At 60.7% G+C, this 19617-nt stretch carries 16 protein-coding genes and 1 tRNA gene; 3 read left to right on the top strand and 14 right to left on the bottom strand.

What is annotated here, in order from left to right:
• The first annotated feature begins 696 nt into the window (after positions 1–696).
• On the top strand, positions 697–2838 hold the full coding sequence (locus BBAG_RS00740; protein WP_003825556.1) for a DUF6020 family protein: 2142 nt from the start codon (positions 697–699) through the stop codon (positions 2836–2838).
• Between the two features lie 11 nt (positions 2839–2849).
• Positions 2850–3713, top strand: a complete 864-nt coding sequence (locus tag BBAG_RS00735; RefSeq protein ID WP_003825554.1) for a PucR family transcriptional regulator — start codon at positions 2850–2852, stop codon at positions 3711–3713.
• A 183-nt stretch (positions 3714–3896) separates the two neighbouring features.
• Here the strand turns inward: BBAG_RS00735 and rplA are convergent, their stop codons facing one another.
• The 12 genes from rplA to dapE all read right to left on the bottom strand — a co-directional run bounded on the left by rplA (position 3897) and on the right by dapE (position 16038).
• On the bottom strand, positions 3897–4586 hold the full coding sequence (rplA, locus tag BBAG_RS00730) for a 50S ribosomal protein L1 (protein ID WP_003825552.1): 690 nt from the start codon (positions 4584–4586) through the stop codon (positions 3897–3899).
• Positions 4587–4601: 15 nt separating this feature from the next.
• A complete protein-coding gene (rplK, locus tag BBAG_RS00725; RefSeq protein ID WP_003825550.1) occupies positions 4602–5033 on the bottom strand; it encodes a 50S ribosomal protein L11 in 432 nt (143 codons plus the stop codon).
• A 349-nt stretch (positions 5034–5382) separates the two neighbouring features.
• Positions 5383–6228, bottom strand: a complete 846-nt coding sequence (nusG, locus tag BBAG_RS00720) for a transcription termination/antitermination protein NusG (RefSeq protein WP_003825549.1) — start codon at positions 6226–6228, stop codon at positions 5383–5385.
• Between the two features lie 40 nt (positions 6229–6268).
• Complete coding sequence (gene secE / locus BBAG_RS00715) at positions 6269–6496, bottom strand: preprotein translocase subunit SecE (protein WP_033509128.1); 228 nt, start codon at positions 6494–6496, stop codon at positions 6269–6271.
• Between the two features lie 36 nt (positions 6497–6532).
• Positions 6533–6608, bottom strand: a tRNA-Trp gene (locus tag BBAG_RS00710).
• A gap of 132 nt (positions 6609–6740) precedes the next feature.
• The gene (locus BBAG_RS00705; RefSeq protein WP_152595363.1) at positions 6741–7949 is read right to left on the bottom strand and encodes a pyridoxal phosphate-dependent aminotransferase; all 1209 of its coding nucleotides are present in this window, start codon (positions 7947–7949) and stop codon (positions 6741–6743) included.
• A gap of 170 nt (positions 7950–8119) precedes the next feature.
• Positions 8120–9253, bottom strand: a complete 1134-nt coding sequence (gene proB, locus BBAG_RS00700; RefSeq protein ID WP_003825545.1) for a glutamate 5-kinase — start codon at positions 9251–9253, stop codon at positions 8120–8122.
• Positions 9254–9257: 4 nt separating this feature from the next.
• Positions 9258–10934: a GTPase ObgE gene (gene obgE / locus BBAG_RS00695; protein ID WP_003825543.1), complete on the bottom strand. Its 1677-nt coding sequence runs from the start codon at positions 10932–10934 to the stop codon at positions 9258–9260.
• Between the two features lie 150 nt (positions 10935–11084).
• Complete coding sequence (gene rpmA / locus BBAG_RS00690) at positions 11085–11336, bottom strand: 50S ribosomal protein L27 (RefSeq protein ID WP_003825541.1); 252 nt, start codon at positions 11334–11336, stop codon at positions 11085–11087.
• Between the two features lie 40 nt (positions 11337–11376).
• The gene (rplU, locus tag BBAG_RS00685) at positions 11377–11685 is read right to left on the bottom strand and encodes a 50S ribosomal protein L21 (protein WP_003825540.1); all 309 of its coding nucleotides are present in this window, start codon (positions 11683–11685) and stop codon (positions 11377–11379) included.
• A 159-nt stretch (positions 11686–11844) separates the two neighbouring features.
• The gene (locus tag BBAG_RS00680; protein WP_081443749.1) at positions 11845–14499 is read right to left on the bottom strand and encodes an Rne/Rng family ribonuclease; all 2655 of its coding nucleotides are present in this window, start codon (positions 14497–14499) and stop codon (positions 11845–11847) included.
• Between the two features lie 342 nt (positions 14500–14841).
• Entirely contained in the window at positions 14842–16038 is a 1197-nt protein-coding gene (gene dapE, locus BBAG_RS00675) for a succinyl-diaminopimelate desuccinylase (RefSeq protein WP_003825536.1), read from the bottom strand.
• A gap of 148 nt (positions 16039–16186) precedes the next feature.
• Between dapE and BBAG_RS00670 the strand changes: the two genes are divergently transcribed.
• Positions 16187–17131 carry an AEC family transporter gene (locus BBAG_RS00670; RefSeq protein WP_003825532.1) on the top strand — a complete coding sequence of 315 codons (945 nt, stop codon included), beginning with the start codon at positions 16187–16189 and terminating at the stop codon, positions 17129–17131.
• A 119-nt stretch (positions 17132–17250) separates the two neighbouring features.
• Here the strand turns inward: BBAG_RS00670 and BBAG_RS00665 are convergent, their stop codons facing one another.
• Complete coding sequence (locus BBAG_RS00665) at positions 17251–18747, bottom strand: FtsX-like permease family protein (protein ID WP_003825530.1); 1497 nt, start codon at positions 18745–18747, stop codon at positions 17251–17253.
• Positions 18744–19595, bottom strand: coding sequence for an ABC transporter ATP-binding protein (locus tag BBAG_RS00660; protein ID WP_003825527.1), 852 nt, complete (start codon positions 19593–19595; stop codon positions 18744–18746). Before BBAG_RS00660 ends, BBAG_RS00665 begins: the two co-directional genes overlap by 4 nt.
• Positions 19596–19617: the final 22 nt, after the last annotated feature.

Raw genomic sequence — 19617 nt, 5'->3', positions numbered from 1 at the left:
CTCTTGAGTTCTCAAACCACCACCGCACCGGACCGGAAGCACCAGCCCCAAGGGGAAGCACCCCGTGCCGAGCAGCAAGAGAAAAACTTACACCAACACCGGCACACACGCAACCCCGACCCACACGAACACCCCCAAAACCATTGGAAACACACGCAAACACCGGCGTGTCGAAAACACCCCGAAACCGGACCGAACCACACCCACGACACCCACGGGGACACCGGAACCACCCACCAAACACCACAGAACAACCAGACAACGGCGCGTCACACAAGCATTCAGCCGCACAAATCGCCAGTCAGCCAGCTCACAACCGAACCGCATGCGGTATCGGAACCTCGACAGAGCCACAACGCTTGCGACTTGCATCAGCAACATAGCCGTTATATATGCGCATCACGGTCGAACACTCACGCACATGCACGCCACGTCCATCCAAGTCATACGGGTACCGTACACCACACGCCACTGGGAAACAAGGCACCATCATCAACGCCCCATAAGCCCACGACAGGGCAAAGTCTAGAATGGCCTTCATGAGGGTGCCCCGACCGCAGCCAGCGATAGCATCGCTCGCCACGGGACGGGCACGACACCGTACAAGTTCGCCACACACAAGGCGAGGAACGAAACAAACGCACATACCGCGTCTCCAACACAGCCAAGCAAAGCGACCACATCAAGCACAACACCATGATCAAGCCAGCAACCACACGCAATAACCGCACCACCACCAGCCGCAACATCGACCGGCAAACACGGCCACGCACACAGCACAATGCCTTCGCGCGCATTGGAGCCACGGCACGATGGGCACTCGCCGTGGCGGCATGTCTGTGGCTGGCCTGGTGCACCGCAGTCGGACCGCTGTATTGGAACGATTCCTCCATTGCGAACTTTGGCGCGCTCAATGCACTATTCGGCATACTCGCGTTTGCCATCTACCTGTTCATCGTGGTGGTGCTGGTACGCAAAGCACACCACCAGCCGGCACTTGGATGGGCGGCTGACCGCGCCACCGGCGAGCGCACGCCCAGAACACTGATTCCGCGATCCTGGCGTACCGCATGGAGGAAACGAGCCGCAACGTTCCGGATCACCAAAACCGGCATCTGGCTTCAGCGCATAAGCGCATGCTGCGGCCGCTGGATTGTGCGCTGTACCGACAAACGATGGAAAATCGCACTGGTGCTCGTCATCGGATGGCTGTGGGTACCGACAACGCTATTGGCCGCCTTCGGCGCGGACCTACGAAGCCAGGCCCGTGAATTCAGCTGGGCTTGGAATCAGTGGACGGGTTTGAAACAGCCGTATATCGGGTTCTTCTCCTTCGCCCCGATGGACATCTACCCGACCGCGCATTACCTGTGGCCGGACTCCCCTACCTACCTGACCGACCAGCATAATATTCTGCTCACGCTGTGGTATGGCTCCACATTGGCCGTTTCCCGCTATTTCACCGGTTCCAACGACTGGGGCATTGTGCTGCTGGCCGCCATCCAATGGCTGTTCGCCATCGGATGCATCGCCGCCACATTGCATCGCTTCCTGAATCTGCCTTGGCTCGCGCGCAACGAATACGTTGATTTCGCCCACCCTGAACGCGGCGGACGATTCGCCCCGACTCGCCTTGGACGCCCCGAGCGGGGCATGCGCGCCACTCTGCCTTCCCAATCGGCACATGCGCCGGCACGGGTCATCACGATACTGTTCTTCCTGTTGTGCCCGTTGGCGGTATTCTCCACGATTTCGCTGACCAAATCGCCGCTGTTCGCATTCGCGTTCACTTGGGCGTTCGGCATCTGGTACGAGCTGTACGCCACATCCGGCGACCGCCATGCCCCGGCCCATGGCGCGCCGTTCCTTGCAAGATTCCACCGTTTGCCTGCACGCACCTTCCTGGCTTTCCTCGCCGCCAACGCGATCATGCTGATCAGCGCGAAATACGCATGGTACGTGCTGCTGTTCGAATTTGTTCTTGCCCTGATTGCAGATCGCAGGCATTGGAAGGTCTACGTGTTCGCACTGCTTGTGCCGACGGTGCTGATTCACGGCGGCATCTCGATGGCCATCAATTCCGGGATCATTATCAGTGGCGATCCGATCGAAAGCCATGGCGTTCAGTTGCAGCAGATCGCACGAATCGCCAATAAGGCACCTGAGACCATCCCCGAGTCGGCACGCAGAAAGCTTGCGCCGGTCTTCAATCTTGACCAGATGGCCGAAGCGTACTTCCAGCAGGATGCGGATCCGGTGAAATCCTCGGGCATCCAGTCCAAGAAGGTCAGTTACCGGTGGCGGTCCGTCACGCCGGAAAGCATGAAGCATTTCAACGAGGCCTGGCTGGAGACCGTGCGCGCGAATCCTGTGGTGGCAGTGGACGCGCTGATGGCAAAATGCTTCGGATACTTCGACATCGCAGATCTTCCCTACGTTTCGATGGACTATTACGTGTATAACGACCAAGTGACTTCGAACTCCACATGGATCAAGTACTACAACGCGAATTGGCGCGCATGGGTGGCGAATACATCCAGGCAGATCAGCCGGACACCGGTTCTTGGATGGCCGCTGCACGGCAACTTCTACGTTATTTTGACGCTGCTCATCGGCGCTGCGGAAGTGATTCTGCGACGGTGGCGCACACTGGCATGGCATCTGCCGTTGCTGCTGCTTATGGGCGTGATGATCACCGCACCGGCGAACAACTTCGAACGCCACATGCTACCCATAGCCTTCTGCTTCGTATTCCTATGCCTGACATTCTGGCGTGATTCGCATGCCCGCGTCTCCACAGCGAACACGGGTGCCCGCGCTTGCACAACGAAGGATTAGACTGACCTGATATGACCCAAGATTTTCTGGACATGCTTCTGGCGGGAGGCAAGGCCGATACGGATTGCGAAACCACGCCGGATCGCGCGGACACGGCAAGCGCCACCCACCTTATTCGTGCTGTCGCGTTCGAATGTCTGCTGAACCACGTGGTTGACGAACGTGCGCAATCCGTGCTGCGACTCGTCGGTTTCGATGGTGATTTTGCCTGCTGCGCAGTCGCAGGACGCCCCTCGGAAACCGAGCATGCCTCCAGTGAAACGATCCGCCATGCCATTGCGGATATCGGCGGCGCAGAACCGCTGATCGGCATGCGGGGCGAAACACTTGTGGCGTTATTCCGATTGCAGGGCGCCACAAACCCTGATCTCACTTGCACGGCGATTGCGGGAGCCTTTGCCCCCGACGTTCCCCTCTGCCTAGGACCGGTAAGACGCGGCATCATCGGCGCTTCCCGAACCATTCATGCGGCATTGACCACGCTACGCACCATTCCTGCGCTACACGCGATAATCGAAACAACACCCTCCTCACGAGTGCAGCATCAACCGTTGCTACGAGCGGAAGATGCGCTACCGGAACGTGCGCTGCTCGGCGATGAGGATGCGCGGCATGAACTGGTTGATGGCATCTATGCCAATCTGCTTGGCCAGGGTGAGGACGACCCGACCATGCTTACGGTTTCCTCGTTCCTTGAATCCGGAAGATCTCTTGAAATCACTGCCCGTATGTTGAATGTGCACCCGAACACCGTGCGGTATCGCCTGAAGCGTATGGCGGATACCACCGGCTGGGATGCCACCAATCCGCGCGACGCCACTGTGCTGACAACCGCCATTGCGCTTGGGCGAATCGCTTACGCCGAACAGCGTTAATCCTGAGCCGCATATCTTGTAGCCGTACGGCACGGGTGGCTGGCTGCGTTGGGCGAAATCGCCGGCAATGACTCGACCTGATCACAACTACGACGAAGGCCTCCCGCACCATATGATGCGGGAGGCCTTCGTATCGACCAGTGAATCAACCATCACACGGCGAAGCCGCTGATGGGTTCAGACTCACAGAGCAGCCGGATCGACCGGGATGCCAGGGCCCATCGTGGAGGTGATAGTGGCCTTGGTCACGTAACGGCCCTTCACAGTGGACGGCTTGAGACGCTTGATCTCATCGGCCACTGCATGGAAGTTCTCGTCCAGTGCCTTCTCGTCGAAGGAGACCTTGCCCACGAGGAAGCTCAGGTTGCCGTTCTTGTCGACGCGGAACTCGATCTTGCCGCCCTTGATGTCCTTGACGGCCTTGGCCACGTCCATGGTCACGGTGCCGGTCTTCGGGTTCGGCATGAGGCCACGCGGGCCGAGCACGCGGCCCAGACGGCCGACCTTGCCCATCATGTCCGGAGTAGCGACGACGGAGTCGAAGTCGAGGAAGCCACCCTGCACCTTGGCGATGAGGTCATCATCACCGACGATGTCGGCGCCGGCTTCCTGAGCGGCGGTGGCCTGCGGGCCACGGGCGAACACCAGAACCTTAACGGTCTTACCGGTGCCGTTCGGCAGGCTCACGGTGCCACGAACGAGCTGATCGGCCTTGCGGGGATCGACGTTCAGACGCACCACAGCTTCAACGGCTTCATCAAAGTTGCGGGTCGGCATGCTCTTGAGCAGCGCGATGGCCTGATCAGGGGTGTACAGGTTGTTGCGATCGACCTTTTCGGCCGCTTCACGATACTTCTTGGAATGCTTAGCCATCTGTCCTTCTCCTTATCAGTCGGTCACCGTGATGCCCATGGAACGGGCGGTGCCTTCGATGATCTTCATGCCGGCTTCGATGTCACGAGCGGACAGGTCAGCCATCTTGGTTTCAGCAATTTCGCGGACCTGGGCCTTGGTGACGGAACCGACCTTGTGGGTCAACGGGTTCTCGGTGCCCTTCTCGATGCCTGCAGCCTTCTTCAGCAGAGCTGCTGCCGGCGGGGTCTTCAGGATGAAGGTGAAGGAACGATCTTCGTAAACGGTGATCTCAACAGGGATGACCTGGCCCATCTTGTCCTGCGTGGCAGCGTTGTACTGCTTGCAGAAGTCCATGATGTTCACGCCATGGGAACCCAGAGCAGGGCCCAGCGGCGGAGCCGGGTTGGCCTTGCCGGCCTGAATCTGGAGCTTGAGAAGCGCCGATACTTTCTTTTCTTTAGCCATAGTTATGGTCTACTTTCTATAACGCGGTACATTCGGTCGCCGTTGCGTTGCCTACCATGCGGCGTGACGTTGCAACAGTCTCCTCCCGCAACTTATATCGCTGTGCTGTGCTAGCGGGTCTCCCCTCCAGACACAAGCTTTCCTATTATGCGTGTTCCGCGGGACAACATTCCCGGCTCCGGTCTTCACAAGACGAGGGGTCGGAGAGCGTGCCGGCAACACCGGCATGGCATGGAACCTTACGCTGCTGGAAACACAAAACGCACACGAAGGCAAGGTGCACCGAGGGAAGGCGTACGAAAGTACGTCAACCGAGGAGCAACGCAGCCAGCGTGTGCGTTTCGTGTTTTCAGGCGAGTTTTTCGACTTGGTTAAAGTCAAGCTCCACCGGCGTATCACGGCCGAAGATGGACACGAGAACGGTGAGCTTCTGAGTGGTGGGCTCGACGTCGGAGACGACGGCGGGCATGGTGGTGAAGGGGCCGTCGGTGACGGTAACCTGATCGCCAACAGCGTAGGAGACCTCAAGCTTGCGCTTCTTGGCCGCGGCAGGCTTGTCGCCGGCCTTCTTGAGGGCTTCGGAAGCGATCATCGGAGCCATCATGGAGACGACTTCCTTACGGGAAAGAGGAGCCGGATCCTTGGTCGGGCCGACAAAGCCGGTGACGCCTTCGGTCTCACGGACGATACGACGGGCTTCCTCATCGGGCCACATACGAATCAGGACGTAGCCGGGGACGCGCACGCGGGTAAGAACCTTCTTGCCCTTTTCGGTATGCTTTTCGACTTCTTCCATGGGGACTTCAATCTGGAAGATTTTGTCTTCCAAACCGAAGCTTTGGACACGGGATTCGACGTTGGTCTTAACGCGCTTCTCGTAGCCGGAATAGGTGTGAAGCACATACCACTTGCCTTCGAGGGTGCGCAGCGACTTGGAGAATTCGTCGACGGCGGCCTGACCGGCGTCGACGGGCTCGTCGGATTCGTCGGCAGCGTCTTCGGAGGAATCAGCCGGTTCTTCCTGGCCATCGTTTTCGGTTTCGACGGACGGCACGGCCTCTTCGACAGGGGCTTCGGTCTCTTCGGTGGCTTCGACTGGCGCTTCCTGCGGTTCTTCCGTGGCAGCAGCCGCCTCGGCGTTGTTCTCAACGTCAGGCAACGCATCAACGTTTTCGAAATTCACTTCATCACTCATGCGTCAGTCACCTTTAAGTTCGCGTTCGTAGTAATAACGATCAGCCAAACACAAGCAAAACAAGCTTGCCCAGGCCGTAATCCATGCCTGTAACCAAGGCCATTAGCAGCAGCACAAAGATAGCCACGGCCAACGACCAGAAGAACAGCTCCTTGGCAGTTGGAGTCACCACCTTGCGAAGTTCGTCGATGATCTGCTTGATGAACAAACCGATGCGCATGAAAATGTTGGGCTTCATGACTTTTTCAGCCTTGTTTGCCTTAGCCATAATCATCCTCTTCGTTCAGGTGCTGTCAGGAAAACTTGGCAGGGAAGGCGGGACTCGAACCCACAACCTACGGTTTTGGAGACCGTTGCGCTACCAATTGCGCCACTTCCCTAGGTGAACCTCCGCCATGGAATCGCCTCTTTTCAGAGAACGCTTCGCCTGACGAAAACCGCCAAGTCGATACCTTAGCAGGAGGTTGCGATTTAGACAAATCGAGCACGCATAACACGGCTTCCCGCGCGTGTCACGCTTCGACGTAGGCCTTCATACGCCGCATGCCTTCGGCCAGCTGATCGTCGGCAAGCGCATACGAGAATCGCAGATAACCGGGGGCTCCGAACGCTTCGCCGGGCACAGCGGCCACATGCGCCTCATCCAAGAGCGCGGCGGCGAATTCGCTGGAGGAATGCGAAACGGTGCCGTTGGGACCGAGCGGCTTCCCCAGCAGCGCGGTGATGTCGGCGAACGCGTAGAACGCGCCGGTCGGAGTCGGGCAGTTGACGCCAGCAATACCGTTCAACGCCGCGACGATAGTCTGACGGCGGGCATCGAAAGCCTCACGCATCTCATACACGGCGTCTAGAGAACCGGACACGGCCTGAATCGCGGCACGCTGGGAGATGTTGTTCACATTGGAGGTCATATGCCCCTGCAGCTTGGAAGCGGCCTTGGCAACCTCGACGGGGGCGATCATCCAGCCGACGCGCCATCCGGGCATGGCATAGGTCTTGGCCACACCGTTGAGCACCAGCAGCTGGCCACGCACTTCAGGCACCGCAGCGCCGATATAGGTGGTCTTGGCACCGTCATAGTTCAGATGTTCGTAAATCTCGTCGGAGATGACCCAGATGTGATGCTCGATGGCCCATTCGCCGATCGCCTTGACCGTTTCCGGCTTCCACACGGCACCGGTGGGGTTGTTCGGCGTGTTCACGATGATGGCCTTCGTGCGCTCGGTGCGTGCGGCCTCGATGGCTTCGATGGATGGCTCGAACCCGCGATCGGCACCGGCGAACACCTCGACGGGTACGCCGCCGGCCAGTTTCACGGCCTCCGGATAGCTGGTCCAGAACGGGGTCGGGATAATGACCTCATCACCCTCATCGAGCAGAACCTGGAAGGATGCGTATACAGCCTGCTTACCGCCATTGGTGACGACAACCTGGCTTGGATCCACCTCATAGCCGGAATCACGCAAGGTCTTGCGGGCGATGGCCTCGCGCAGTTCGGGCAGGCCCGGGGTGGGAGTGTAGCGATAGTTCTTCGGATCCTGCACCGCTTCGGCAGCAGCCGCCACAATGGGGGCAGGCGTTGCGAAATTCGGTTCGCCGGCGCCGAAGCCGATAACGTCGATTCCGGCGGCTTTCATAGCCTTTGCCTTGGAATCAACGGCGAGGGTGGCGCTTGGCGCCACATGATTAATACGGTCGGATAGTCTTTGCCAATCAGCCATAGTCATGGTTGCCATGCTAGACCCTGCGGAAGAGAAAAGGAACACCCAAAAACGCAGATACTCACAATGTGAATGAGACGAATGCCGCGGGAAAGCGCATGCCCGGCACAGGCAATCATGCGGCAATACGAAAACCGCCACTTGCCACAGTCAGGCAAGCGGCGGAAACGTCAGACAAGCACAAGATTGTCGCGATGCACTAGCGGATGCGCGTATTCCTCGCCCAGGAACCGCTTGAGCTGCGCGGTGTTGCGCCCCAGCATCTGCGGAATCTCCTCCGAATCGAAACCGGCCAGTCCTTTGGCCAGATGGTTGCCGGCCTCATCGTCGATCCATACGGCGTCGCCCGCGGAGAACCCACCACGCACCTCCACGACGCCGGCGGCCAACAGACTCGCCTGACCGCCACGCACCGCTTGCGCGGCACCCTCATCGGCCACCAGCGTGCCAAACGGGTGCGCAGCGAAACCGATCCATAGACGACGCGACGAGCCACGGTCCTTAATCGGCGCAAACACCGTGCCGACGGGATCGCCCATCATAGCCGGACCGGCGTTCGCCGCACAGGTCAAAACGGACGGAATACCAGATACTGCGGCCACGCGCGCGGCCTCCATCTTGGTGACCATGCCGCCAGTGCCGACGTTCGAGCCGCTGCCACCCACTTCGACCCTGCTCAGCGCGTCCTCGACATTCGGCACATAGGCGATACGCTTGGAATCCGGCTGCGATGGCGGCGCCGTATACAGCGCATCCACGTCGGTCAGCAGCACCAACGCGTCGGCGACCACGATATTCGCGATAAGCGCGGACAGACGGTCGTTGTCGCCAAAACGAATCTCGTTAGATGCCAGGGAATCGTTCTCGTTGATAATCGGCACAGCGCCGAGATCGAGAAGACGATCCAAGGTGCGCCGCACATTACGATATTGCTGCGGTTGCATGGTGTCGGACGCGGTAAGCAGAATCTGGCCGACACGCAGGCCGTAGCGGGCGAATGCGGTTTCGTATTGAGCCATCAGCAGACCTTGCCCGACAGCCGCGCACGCCTGCTGATCGGCCACGTCGGTTGGCCGGGAACTGAAACCCAGCGAGCCGAAGCCGGCGGCGATGGCGCCGGACGATACCAGCACCACTCGCCCACCCATCAAACGCACGCGTGCCAAAGCCGCGACCAACGCATTCAACCGCTCGGGATCAAGATGCCCGGAAGATGCGGTCAACGAGCTGGAACCGACTTTAACGACGATGGTCTGCGCTTCGGCAATCGCCATGCGCACCTCGGCCTGCGATGGAGTGATCATACGCCTATTCTTCCACGCCTTCGCCGCGTCCGAACAGGCTCGTCTCATCGTGGCGGTCGTCGTCCACGCTCGGATCGGCCCAATGGCCGGCCTTGCGCTCCGCCATCATGGCCTCACGCACGGCTGCCTTGGCGTCCATCATCTCGTGGTATTCACGACGGCGCTCGGTATTGGTACGACGATGCGCACGCCCCTCATCCTCGTCCAGTCGCAGATCCTTGCCTCGAGCACCCAGCTGAGTGCCGTCCAGCATCTCCGCGCCCGCGGCGATGGTCGGATCCCAATCGAAGGCAACGGCGCGATCGCCATGGCCGATACGGATCTCATCGCCGGCATGTGCGCCCTTGCGGCGCAACTCGTCTTCCACGCCAAGCTTGGCAAGACGGTCGGCCAGATAGCCCACGGCCTCGTCATTGTCGAAATTGGTCTGCTGCACCCAGCGTTCCGGCTTACGACCGGTGACCTCGAACCAGACATCGCCATTGCCAAGCTCCTTACGCTCGATGGTGAAATCAAGCGCGGTGCCACGTTCATCGGTGCTGCGGCGGCGACGGCCGGCATGCTCCAACGGCTTGATCACCACGCGGGCAGCCTCTTCCTCGCTTTCCCGCTTGGCGATCTCGCCACGCATCTCGTCGACCATCTTGGCCAAAGCGAAATTAAGCTCCTTCAGACCCTCATGCGACGCAGTGGAGATGATGAAGGTCTTCATGCCGCGCTTTTCGAATTCAGGGCGCACGAATTCCGCCAGTTCCTTCGCCTCCGGCACGTCGGCCTTGTTGAGGATGACGATGCGCGGACGTTCGGGGATCGGAATGGCGCCCAACGGCAGTTCCAAGGACCCCGCGTATTCGGCGAGCTCCTTTTCAAGCGCCTCATAGTCGCTGACCGGGTCACGGTCCGGTTCCAGCGTCGCGCAATCAATCACATGCGCGATGATCTCGGTGCGTTCGATGTGGCGCAGGAACTCCAGGCCAAGGCCCTTGCCCTGGGAAGCGCCCGGGATCAGGCCGGGGACATCGGCGATCGTATAGCGCGTATCGCCTGCGACGACTACGCCGAGATTCGGCACCAGCGTGGTGAACGGATAGTCGGCGATCTTCGGCTTGGCCGAGCTCATCGCCGCGATCAGCGAGGATTTGCCGGCGGAGGGGAATCCCACCAGCGCCACATCGGCGATGGACTTCAATTCCAGAATCACATCGCGTTCCTCACCAAGCTCGCCAAGCAGGGCGAAGCCCGGGGCACGACGGGTGCGGTTGGCCAGTGCGATATTGCCCAGGCCGCCTGCGCCGCCTGCAGCTGCAACGAAACGATCACCCTCATGACGCAGGTCGGCAAGCTGCTCACCGGGATGCTTGGGCTGGCCTTGCGGGCCGCGAGCGGTGAAAATCACCGTGCCGCACGGCACCGGAAGAATCAGATCGTCGCCCTTCGACCCGTCCTTGTTGTCGCCCAGGCCCATAGTGCCGCCCGGAGCCACACGATGCGGCATGAAACGGTAATCCAACAAGCTGGTCGCATTACGGCTGGCCACGAAGATCACGGAGCCTCCATCGCCGCCATTGCCGCCATTCGGCCCGGCCAGAGGCTTGTACTTCTCACGACGGATGCCGGCGGAACCGTTGCCGCCGTCGCCGCCCTTGACATGGACGGTTACTCGATCCACAAAATCACTCATTATTGTTGCCTTTACTCAAGTCTGCTTACCGCGACCCGATCAGGCGTACGCCATCTGTCGCGTTGGGAAAGTATTGGATTTGCTGGGATGCAAGTACAGAAAAAGCCGCGTCCATAGGGGCGCGGCTTTCCTGTAAGCGTATTCGCGTGCTCAGGCGGCGATGACGTCGACGACCTTGCGATCACGACGGACGCCGTACTTCACGGAGCCGTCGGTGAGAGCGAACAGGGTGTGATCCTTGCCCATGCCGACGTTCTGGCCCGGGTGGAAGTTGGTGCCACGCTGGCGAACGATGATGTTGCCGGCGACAACGGCTTCGCCGCCGAACTTCTTCACACCGAGGTACTGAGGCGATGAATCGCGACCGTTACGCGAGCTGGACGCGCCCTTCTTATGTGCCATGATTGGTTCCTTTCGACTCTGATTAAGCTACTGCCAAATCTCAGGCGATCGCCGTGATCTTGACGGCGGTCAGCGGCTGACGGTGACCCTTGCGACGAGCAACGCCAGTCTTGTTCTTGTACTTCTGGATGTTGATCTTCGGACCCTTGGCCTCATCGTCAACAACCTCAGCCTTGACGGAAACCTTGGCCAGATCAGCGGCAGCCAGAGTCACCTTGGCGCCATCGACTACGAGCGCGACCGGGAACTCCACGGTATCGCCCTTCTTAGCGTCGAGACGGTTAACAAGGATAACGTCACCGACCTCGACCTTTTCCTGATGGCCACCGGCCTTCACAATCGCGTACATAATCGTTCCTTTATTTTCTTGGGAAAGCTTCCTTGCCTGGCATCTCGGATAGCACCGAGCTCACGGCCAGACACCAGCAAATTAATTTACACGGGTACATGGACTAACGCAAGTCGTGTCAAGCGCGACACGCACGGTAGCGCAAATCCGGTACAAGCGTCACTCCTCGTCCTGCTCCGCATTGTTCGCAGCCACTGCGGCAGCGGCGATCTGCGCCAGCTTGGCCTTCACCGCCGGCGAGGAACCCTGCGGTTCGGGAGCCGGAGTGGTGCCATGACCATGCTTGTTCGTCTTGACGAACGGATCGCCGCCACGCATGGCGTACGGATCGTCGTATTCGGCGCTGACGGTGGGCTTGTCGTGCAGAATGAAGCCGCGCCCCTTGCAGGTCGGGCATTCCTCGGAGAACGCCTCGACCAGACCCTGGCCGATACGCTTACGAGTCATCTGCACCAGGCCCAGCGACGTGACCTCGGCCACCTGATGCTTGGTGCGATCACGCGCCAGGCATTCCACCAGACGACGCAGCACCAGATCACGGTTCGCGGGCATCACCATATCGACGTAATCGATCATCACCATGCCGCCGATATCACGCAACCGCAGCTGGCGGGCGATCTCCTCGGACGCCTCCAGATTGCACCGGGTGACGGTCTCTTCCAGCGACTTGCCGCGGCCGATGAAACGGCCGGTGTTCACATCGATGGTGGTCATGGCCTCGGTACGGTCGATGACGATCGAACCGCCGGACGGCAGGTACACCTGACGTTCCATGCCCTTGCGCAGCTGGGAATCGATCTGCCACTTGTCGAACACGTCCTTGCCCTCGTGCTCGGCCGGATCCCACTTCTCCAGTTTGGTCTTCAGATCGGGGGCCATGGTGTCGAGGTATTCCTCGATACGCTCGTAGACCTTGTCGCCCTCGACGATGAGCTTGGTGAAGTCGTCGTTGAAGATATCGCGCACCACGCGAATGGCCACATCGGGCTCGCCCTGCAGCAGCTTCGGACGCTTGCCGTGCCAGAACTCCTCACGCTTGGCGTTGATGCGTTCCCACTGGCGGACCAGGCTTTCCAGATCCTTGACGATGGCGTCTTCGGAAGCGCCCTCGGCTGCGGTACGGATGATCACGCCCATATCCTTCGGCGCAACCTTCGACACGATGTTCTTCAAACGGCTGCGCTCACGTTCGCTCAGCTTGCGGCTCACGCCGGTCATGCCGCCGGACGGCACCAACACCAGGAAACGACCCGCCAGCGTGACCTGCGAGGTCAGACGAGCGCCCTTGTGCCCGATCGGGTCCTTGGTGACCTGCACGAGCACCGGATCGCCGCTCTTGAACGCAAGTTCGATGCGCCGCGGCTGGCCTTCAAGACGCGCGGCATCCCAGTTCACCTCGCCGGCATACAACACGCCGTTACGAGCCTGGCCGATGTCGACGAACGCGGCCTCCATGCTCGGCAGCACGTTCTGCACACGGCCGAGATAGATATTGCCGACCGTCTGCACTTCCTGGATATCGGACACGTAATGCTCGACGAGCACGTTGTCTTCCACCACGGAGATCTGGGTGTGCTTCTCCTTTTCACGCACCACCATGAAACGCTCGACGTTCTCGCGGCGTGCAAGGAAATCCTGCTCCATGATCTGGGACTGGCGGCTGCGCTCACGGCGGTTGTCGCGGCGGCGCTGCTTCTTCGCCTCAAGACGCGTGGAGCCTTCCACATCGGTGATCTCGTCGATGTACTGCTGCTTGCGAGAACGGCGGGTCAGTGGCTGATCGTCTTCGGAGCCCTGCTCGGACTTGTTGCGGCGACGGCGACGGCGACGGGTAACGGTCTCACCTTCATCCGCATCATGCTCACGGTCGGAACGGGTCTCATGCTCGTCGCGCTCATCACGGGAATCACGCCCGTCACGTTCGGAACGGGATTCGTCGGAACCCTGCTCGGACTTGCTGCGACGGCGACGGCGACGGCGAGTGGAACGCGGCTCCTCTTCGGCGCCCTCCTCCTCGTCGATCGGACGATAGCTGATGTCATCGAGCTCGAGGTCCTCCTCGATCTGCTCGACTTCGGCGGCGGCGCGACGCTCCTGCGCGTTCAACCTGCGATTGCGGCCACGACGCGACGACGTCGACTCACGCTCGTCATCCGCACGCCCGTCACGGCCGCGCTCATTACGTTCATCGTCACGCCCGCCACGGCTTTCACGCGCTTCGTCAACATCACGGGACTCGCGATCGTCACGGGACTCGCTGCGGTTACGGCGGCGACGGCGAGTGGAACGCTCTTCGCGATCCTCACGATCTTCGCCGCTGCCGCGATCGTCGAGATCGCCACGGCCGTCGCCCGAGGCGCCGCCTGCAGGAATCACAGGCTCCTGGAACAGCAACGACGTCATCGGACGAGACGCGTGCGTGCGTGCCGCATGCGGCGTGGAGGAAAACAGCTCTTCGGCGATCTTGCTGGCGCGCGCATCCACGTCGGAGTCAGACGCGGAGGACGAACGACGGCGAGTGAGCGGAGCGCTTTCCTTACTGGACGTGCTCGACGCCGATTCGTCGCCGATATGACGGCGGCGACGGCGAGCCGGCTGCTCTTCGGCGGCCTCGCTACGCGCAGGCGCAGCGATCTTAGGTTCTTCGAACAACGGTGCAGAATGATCCTCCACCTGAAGTTTGAGCGAAGCTCCAGCGGCACCGGTGTCACGAACGACGCGGCGGCCTCCACGACGACGACGGGCAGTGGTTACGGGCGATTCGGTATGCTGAGCCTCGGATTCTCCGAGCTCACCCTTATTCACAATGGGCACAATGCTCCTTGCAGACGCGCTGCATCGCGTCGGCTCTCAGGCCCCGCCGGCCTCTCACACCACGCTCTCACCGTGGCCGCGCATCAATTGCTGCTAACGGGGCAATTCCAGTCAAAGTCTGTCTGCCCAGTGGCGGACACCGGCGCTTGCACGGGAACACGATCCAAGTGCAAGGGGATCAACGCCATCTGGCACGTAGGCGGTTTGCAGAACCACCACTCTCCAGTATGCCACAACTGAAGACCGGCCGTGTCGAAAACAGGCATACGGATTATACATGCATCGGCAAAGCCGATATCTTCACAGCCGGTCGGAAAGCGTGCATGCCGCAGACGGCATCGACTATCTGAGCCAATCCTCCAGCAGATCAGCCATCAGCACCAGATCGGACTCCGGCAGCTGCTCATCATGCTTATGTGCCAGCAACGGGCTTCCCGCACCAAGATTCACGGCTGGAATACCCAGAATCGCGAAACGCGCCACATCGGTCCAGCCCAGCTTGGCCAACGGGTCACGCCCCGTACGCTCCTTCACCAGCTTGACCAGCGAAGCGGCCAGCGGCGACTCCAGACCAGGGCGAGCGGACGGGGACTCGTCCTTCATCTCAATGCCGAACCCCTCGAACACGCCGCCAGTGGCCTTATGCTCGCCATTGCCCAATTCGGCGCCGGCATCCGCACCCATCATCAGCGCCTTCGCCTCAGGCAGCGTCTTATCGGGCGCAAAGCGGTAGTTCACATGGATACGGCACCAATCCGGAATCACATTCGTGCCATTGCCGCCGGAGATCAGCGTGGCATTCAAGCCCTCCTGATACGCCAGACCATCCACTTCGACACACTTGTTCTCATACGCGTTCAACCGGTTCAGCACCTCGGCCGCGTCGTGGATGGCATTATGCCCCATCCATGCGCGAGCGGAATGCGCGGCCACGCCATGCAGCACCACGTCGAAACGCATCGTGCCGTTGCAGCCGCCTTCAATGCCGCAATCGGTCGGCTCGCCGATAATCGCAAAATCGCCGGTAATCCAATCGGGATGCGCTTCGACCACCTTGCGCAGACCGTTCTTCTCGGCTGCGACCTCCTCGTGATCGTAGAACACGAAGGTCAGATCGACCTTGGGATCGGTGAGCGTCGTGGCCAGGTACAGCATCACCGCATCGGAACCCTTCATATCGGTGGCGCCACGCCCCCAGATCACACGCTCGCCCGGATGCGCGGCGGCGACATCCTCACGAATCAGCGGATCGCCTGGTTCCAGCCACTTCGGCGGGAAATTGTCGATAACCGGCACAGTGTCAAGATGACCGGCCAGAATCACACGGTGCTCCCTGCCGAACGCAGTGCTGGCAACCAACGTGTCGCCGTGGCGACGAACCGTCAGATGTGGCTGCCGCTTAAGGAACGCCTCGACCGCATCGGTGAGCGGCCCTTCCTCATCGCTGACGGAAAAGACGTTCATGATCTGGTCCATCAAGGTGTTCAGCGCTTCCTGCTTGCCCGCAGCGGCATCAAATCCAATCTCATATTCGCTCATGCGTCTCATTATCCGCCAAAGCGGGCATGCGTACGGCATACGGACGCTGTTTTGAGATAAAACGGCTGGCGACCACCCAGCCGTGCCACACTTGAGGGTTGATCGTCATGAGGGTTGATCGTCAAGAGATCAGGAGAGGAACAGGAATATGCCGGGTCTACTCAGCGCGATGGAAGGTTTCTGCGTCATCGGTATCGTGATCGCCACCGGTTACATCGCCGCACGCATGCGCATCGGAGGACCGACCGCGCAGATGGTGCTCAACAGATTCAGCTTCTTCGTATCAAGCCCGTGCCTGATGTTCGCCATTCTCTCCAAGGAAAAGATCTTCGAGATCTTCCACTCCTCCATCATCGTCGCGTTCTTCTCGGCGGTGCTCGTGGGCGTGGTGTTCCTGATCCTCAACAAGCTGTTCTTCCACCTCAAAGCCGCGGACGCCACCATCGGCGCACTGAACTCGCTATACCTGAACTCCAACAACATCGGCCTGCCGATCGCCACCTACATTCTGGGCAATCCCGCGCTGGTCGCCCCGATCCTGGTCATGCAGCAGGCGGTGTTCACGCCGATCGGCCTGACCGTGCTCGACGTGACCACCAAAGGCAAGGTATCCGCCAAGGAGATCCTCAAGCAGCCATTGCACCAGCCACTGCTCATCGGCTCGCTGCTGGGCATCGCAGTATCCGCCATTTCCGCGAAGGTCGGCTGGTTCGTGGTGCCGAGCTGCATCTACGATCCGATCGACATGATCGGCGACTCCGCCGTGCCGATGATCCTGATGGCGTTCGGCATGTCGCTGCACGGCACCAAGCCGCTGCAGGACAAGTCGAACATTCCCGCGGTCTTCACCGTGGCCGCGCTGAAGAACATCGTAATGCCGATCATCGCATTCCTGCTGAGCTACTTCGTGATGGGATTCCGCGGCGCCACGCTATACGCATGCGTGGTGCTCGCCGCGCTGCCGACAGGGCAGAACGTGTACAACTACGCCGCCCGGTACAACGTGGGACTTTCGTTCGCGCGTGACGGCATCCTGTTCTCTACGCTGTCCTCGCCGATTTTCATCGCGATCATCGCGGCCCTGCTCAGCTGAAAACAGCATCGCGCGACGGAAAACGACATGGCCGGGATGGCGTGAACCATCCCGGCCATGTGCTTGGGAACCGTGTTGATGCCGGGTAGGCGTTACCGACGTCACCGATGTTACCGACGTCAGTCGTCGGCGCGGTACCCCACCGTGTTCAGCGTGCGGGCCGCACGATTGGCGGTCCACGCGCCCACGGCGATCAGCACGTAGCACAACGCGATACCGGAGAACAGGCTGAACAACGTCACCGGATCGAACAGCGTCATCGCAACGATCGGGAACAACAGCAGCACCGAACCGCCTCCAGAAACCAGCACCACCGTGTTGAGCGGCGTGAACACTTCTTTGAATCGCGCCTTGGACAGCGTCCGTTCATCGGTGCCCTCCAGACGCAGCATGCGGTATTCGGCGGCCTGATCATACACACTGCTGGCCTGCATCACACCGGAACTGACCGCGGCGAGCACGGCGGCGAACGTGAGCGTCAACAGGCCACCGGTGCCGATATCGCGCATGTACAGCATCGAAGGATCGAGCGGATCGCCGCCACGGTCCTGCCCCACCAGTGTCCCGATCGACGTGATGACGGCGATGAACACAGCCAATCCCACACCGGACACGTTGCGCCACGCACGCTTCGGATTGTCAAGGATGCGGCGCATGGCGATCATAGTGGCTGCGTCCTTCGGCCTACGGGCACGCGCTTTGGCCCGTTTGGCAATCACCCACGTACCGACCACGTTCACCATCGTGAATCCGACGAAGAACGCGCCGCACACCAACACGAACACCGCGTTTTCACCCAAACCGGCGAACATCGAGACGTTGTTCAGCAGCAGGTAAAGGCCCGCCATCACCACTAGGAAGATCAGTACACGCCATGTGGCTGGCAGAGGCTGCGCGGCGCGGCTCATCACACCCAATGGGGTGATGGCAACGCGGCGCAGGGTGATCAGCGACGATACCAGCGCGAGCACGGTGACTCCAGCGAGCACGCCCACGAGCACCGGCAGGCCAACCCACAATTCCTGGAACATGAAATGACGGTTCTGGAATTTCAGCAGCATGATCAACGGCATGACCGCACAATAACCGACAATGCCGATACCAGCGCCGAACAATGCCTGGATCGCAGCGTCGAGCGCGGTCAGTTTGACCACTTGAGCGGTGGTCGCGCCGGCCAGCCTGAGCGCGGACAATCGCGCATCCCTACGGGATGCGGCCAAGCGGGCCGCGGAGCCCGCAAGCGAAACGAACGGAACGACGAGCATCAGGCAAGCGAACGCGGCCAATAGTACATAGCCGTCCGAATAGGTGTCCATAACCGCCGCGGAACGTTCGGCGGTCCAACGCGTTCCCGGTGCGGCGACGAACATGCCTGCCTCGTTCCTGGCACGTTCCCACGCTTCATGGGTGCCGGGCGCACAGGAAGCGGAATTGATCAGACAACCGAGCGTATGATCGGCGGAGGCGCGCCAGATGAAACCGTGCACGCCTCCCAGCACAGTCAGGAAAATCGTGGTGGCCGCCGCAAAGGCAATGACCGCGAGCGCCGATGTGCGTTCGCCTATGCCGCGAGCGCCTCGGCGGTGGAACAGTTTCCATAGGGTGAAGGTGTTCATTGTTCGCCTCCGAGCAGCCGACCATCGCGCATGGTGACCGTCCGGCTGCAGAAGGCGGCCACGTTCGGATCGTGGGTGACGACAACCACGGCCGACCCGTTGGCCTGTGCAGCGTCCATGAGTATGCCCATGACTTCGCGCCCGGTGGCTTGGTCGAGTGCTCCGGTGGGTTCGTCGGCGAATACGACCGAAGGGTTCGTGGCGAGCGCACGGGCGATGGCCACACGCTGCATCTGGCCGCCGCTCATCTCGCCGGGGCGGTGCGAGGCGAGATGTTTGAGGCCGAGACGTTCCAGCCAAAGCATGGCGGTATCGGTGGCCTGCGAGTAGTCCGTTCCGCCGAGCATCAACGGCAGCGCGATGTTTTCGACTGCAGGCAGTTCGGGGAGCAGCTGCCCGGATTGGAAGACGAAGCCGAAGGCGTTGCGGCGCAGCATGGTGCGGTCCTGATCGGAGATGCCGGTGAGCTCGTAGGCGCAATTGTTGCGCACATGGTAGGTGACCTGGCCGGACGTGGGCAGGTCGATGCCGGCAAGGATGTGCAGCAGCGTGGATTTGCCGGAGCCGGAAGGGCCCATGATGGCGACCGTTTCGCCGACGTTGAGACGAAAACTCACGTTGTTGAGCGCCGGTGCGGTGTTGGCGAGCGCACTCATCGGAGTCGTGCCGACACGGTTCGCGGTCTTGCGTCGCGCCGCATAGTCCATGATGAGGTTGGTTGCGGTGATGACCGGCCTGCCTCCGGGAATGGGGGCATGCGCTGCCGTGCGGTCGCTCGCCGCGTAGGCGTTCGTTGTATGGGCATTCGGTGCGGCGACCGATGCGTTGACGTTCTGATTCCGTTTCATATGTCACACGCTATGCCCCCGA

Origin of the sequence: Bifidobacterium angulatum DSM 20098 = JCM 7096 (assembly GCF_001025155.1) — a bacterium.
In the GTDB taxonomy this organism is placed as follows: Bacteria; Actinomycetota; Actinomycetes; order Actinomycetales; family Bifidobacteriaceae; genus Bifidobacterium; species Bifidobacterium angulatum.
Note: the sequence above shows the minus strand (reverse complement) of the source record. Positions and strands in the feature narration are given on the sequence as shown.

Excerpts from the sequence above, each read along its gene's own strand:
- BBAG_RS00740 (WP_003825556.1), top strand. The coding sequence starts at position 697 with ATGATCAAGCCAGCAACCACACGCAATAACCGCACCACCACCAGCCGC.
- BBAG_RS00735 (WP_003825554.1), top strand. The coding sequence starts at position 2,850 with ATGACCCAAGATTTTCTGGACATGCTTCTGGCGGGAGGCAAGGCCGAT.
- rplA (WP_003825552.1), bottom strand. The coding sequence starts at position 4,586 with ATGGCTAAGCATTCCAAGAAGTATCGTGAAGCGGCCGAAAAGGTCGAT.
- rplK (WP_003825550.1), bottom strand. The coding sequence starts at position 5,033 with ATGGCTAAAGAAAAGAAAGTATCGGCGCTTCTCAAGCTCCAGATTCAG.
- nusG (WP_003825549.1), bottom strand. The coding sequence starts at position 6,228 with ATGAGTGATGAAGTGAATTTCGAAAACGTTGATGCGTTGCCTGACGTT.
- secE (WP_033509128.1), bottom strand. The coding sequence starts at position 6,496 with ATGGCTAAGGCAAACAAGGCTGAAAAAGTCATGAAGCCCAACATTTTC.
- BBAG_RS00705 (WP_152595363.1), bottom strand. The coding sequence starts at position 7,949 with ATGGCTGATTGGCAAAGACTATCCGACCGTATTAATCATGTGGCGCCA.
- proB (WP_003825545.1), bottom strand. The coding sequence starts at position 9,253 with ATGATCACTCCATCGCAGGCCGAGGTGCGCATGGCGATTGCCGAAGCG.
- obgE (WP_003825543.1), bottom strand. The coding sequence starts at position 10,934 with ATGAGTGATTTTGTGGATCGAGTAACCGTCCATGTCAAGGGCGGCGAC.
- rpmA (WP_003825541.1), bottom strand. The coding sequence starts at position 11,336 with ATGGCACATAAGAAGGGCGCGTCCAGCTCGCGTAACGGTCGCGATTCA.
- rplU (WP_003825540.1), bottom strand. The coding sequence starts at position 11,685 with ATGTACGCGATTGTGAAGGCCGGTGGCCATCAGGAAAAGGTCGAGGTC.
- dapE (WP_003825536.1), bottom strand. The coding sequence starts at position 16,038 with ATGAGCGAATATGAGATTGGATTTGATGCCGCTGCGGGCAAGCAGGAA.
- BBAG_RS00670 (WP_003825532.1), top strand. The coding sequence starts at position 16,187 with ATGCCGGGTCTACTCAGCGCGATGGAAGGTTTCTGCGTCATCGGTATC.
- BBAG_RS00665 (WP_003825530.1), bottom strand. The coding sequence starts at position 18,747 with ATGAACACCTTCACCCTATGGAAACTGTTCCACCGCCGAGGCGCTCGC.
- BBAG_RS00660 (WP_003825527.1), bottom strand. The coding sequence starts at position 19,595 with ATGAAACGGAATCAGAACGTCAACGCATCGGTCGCCGCACCGAATGCC.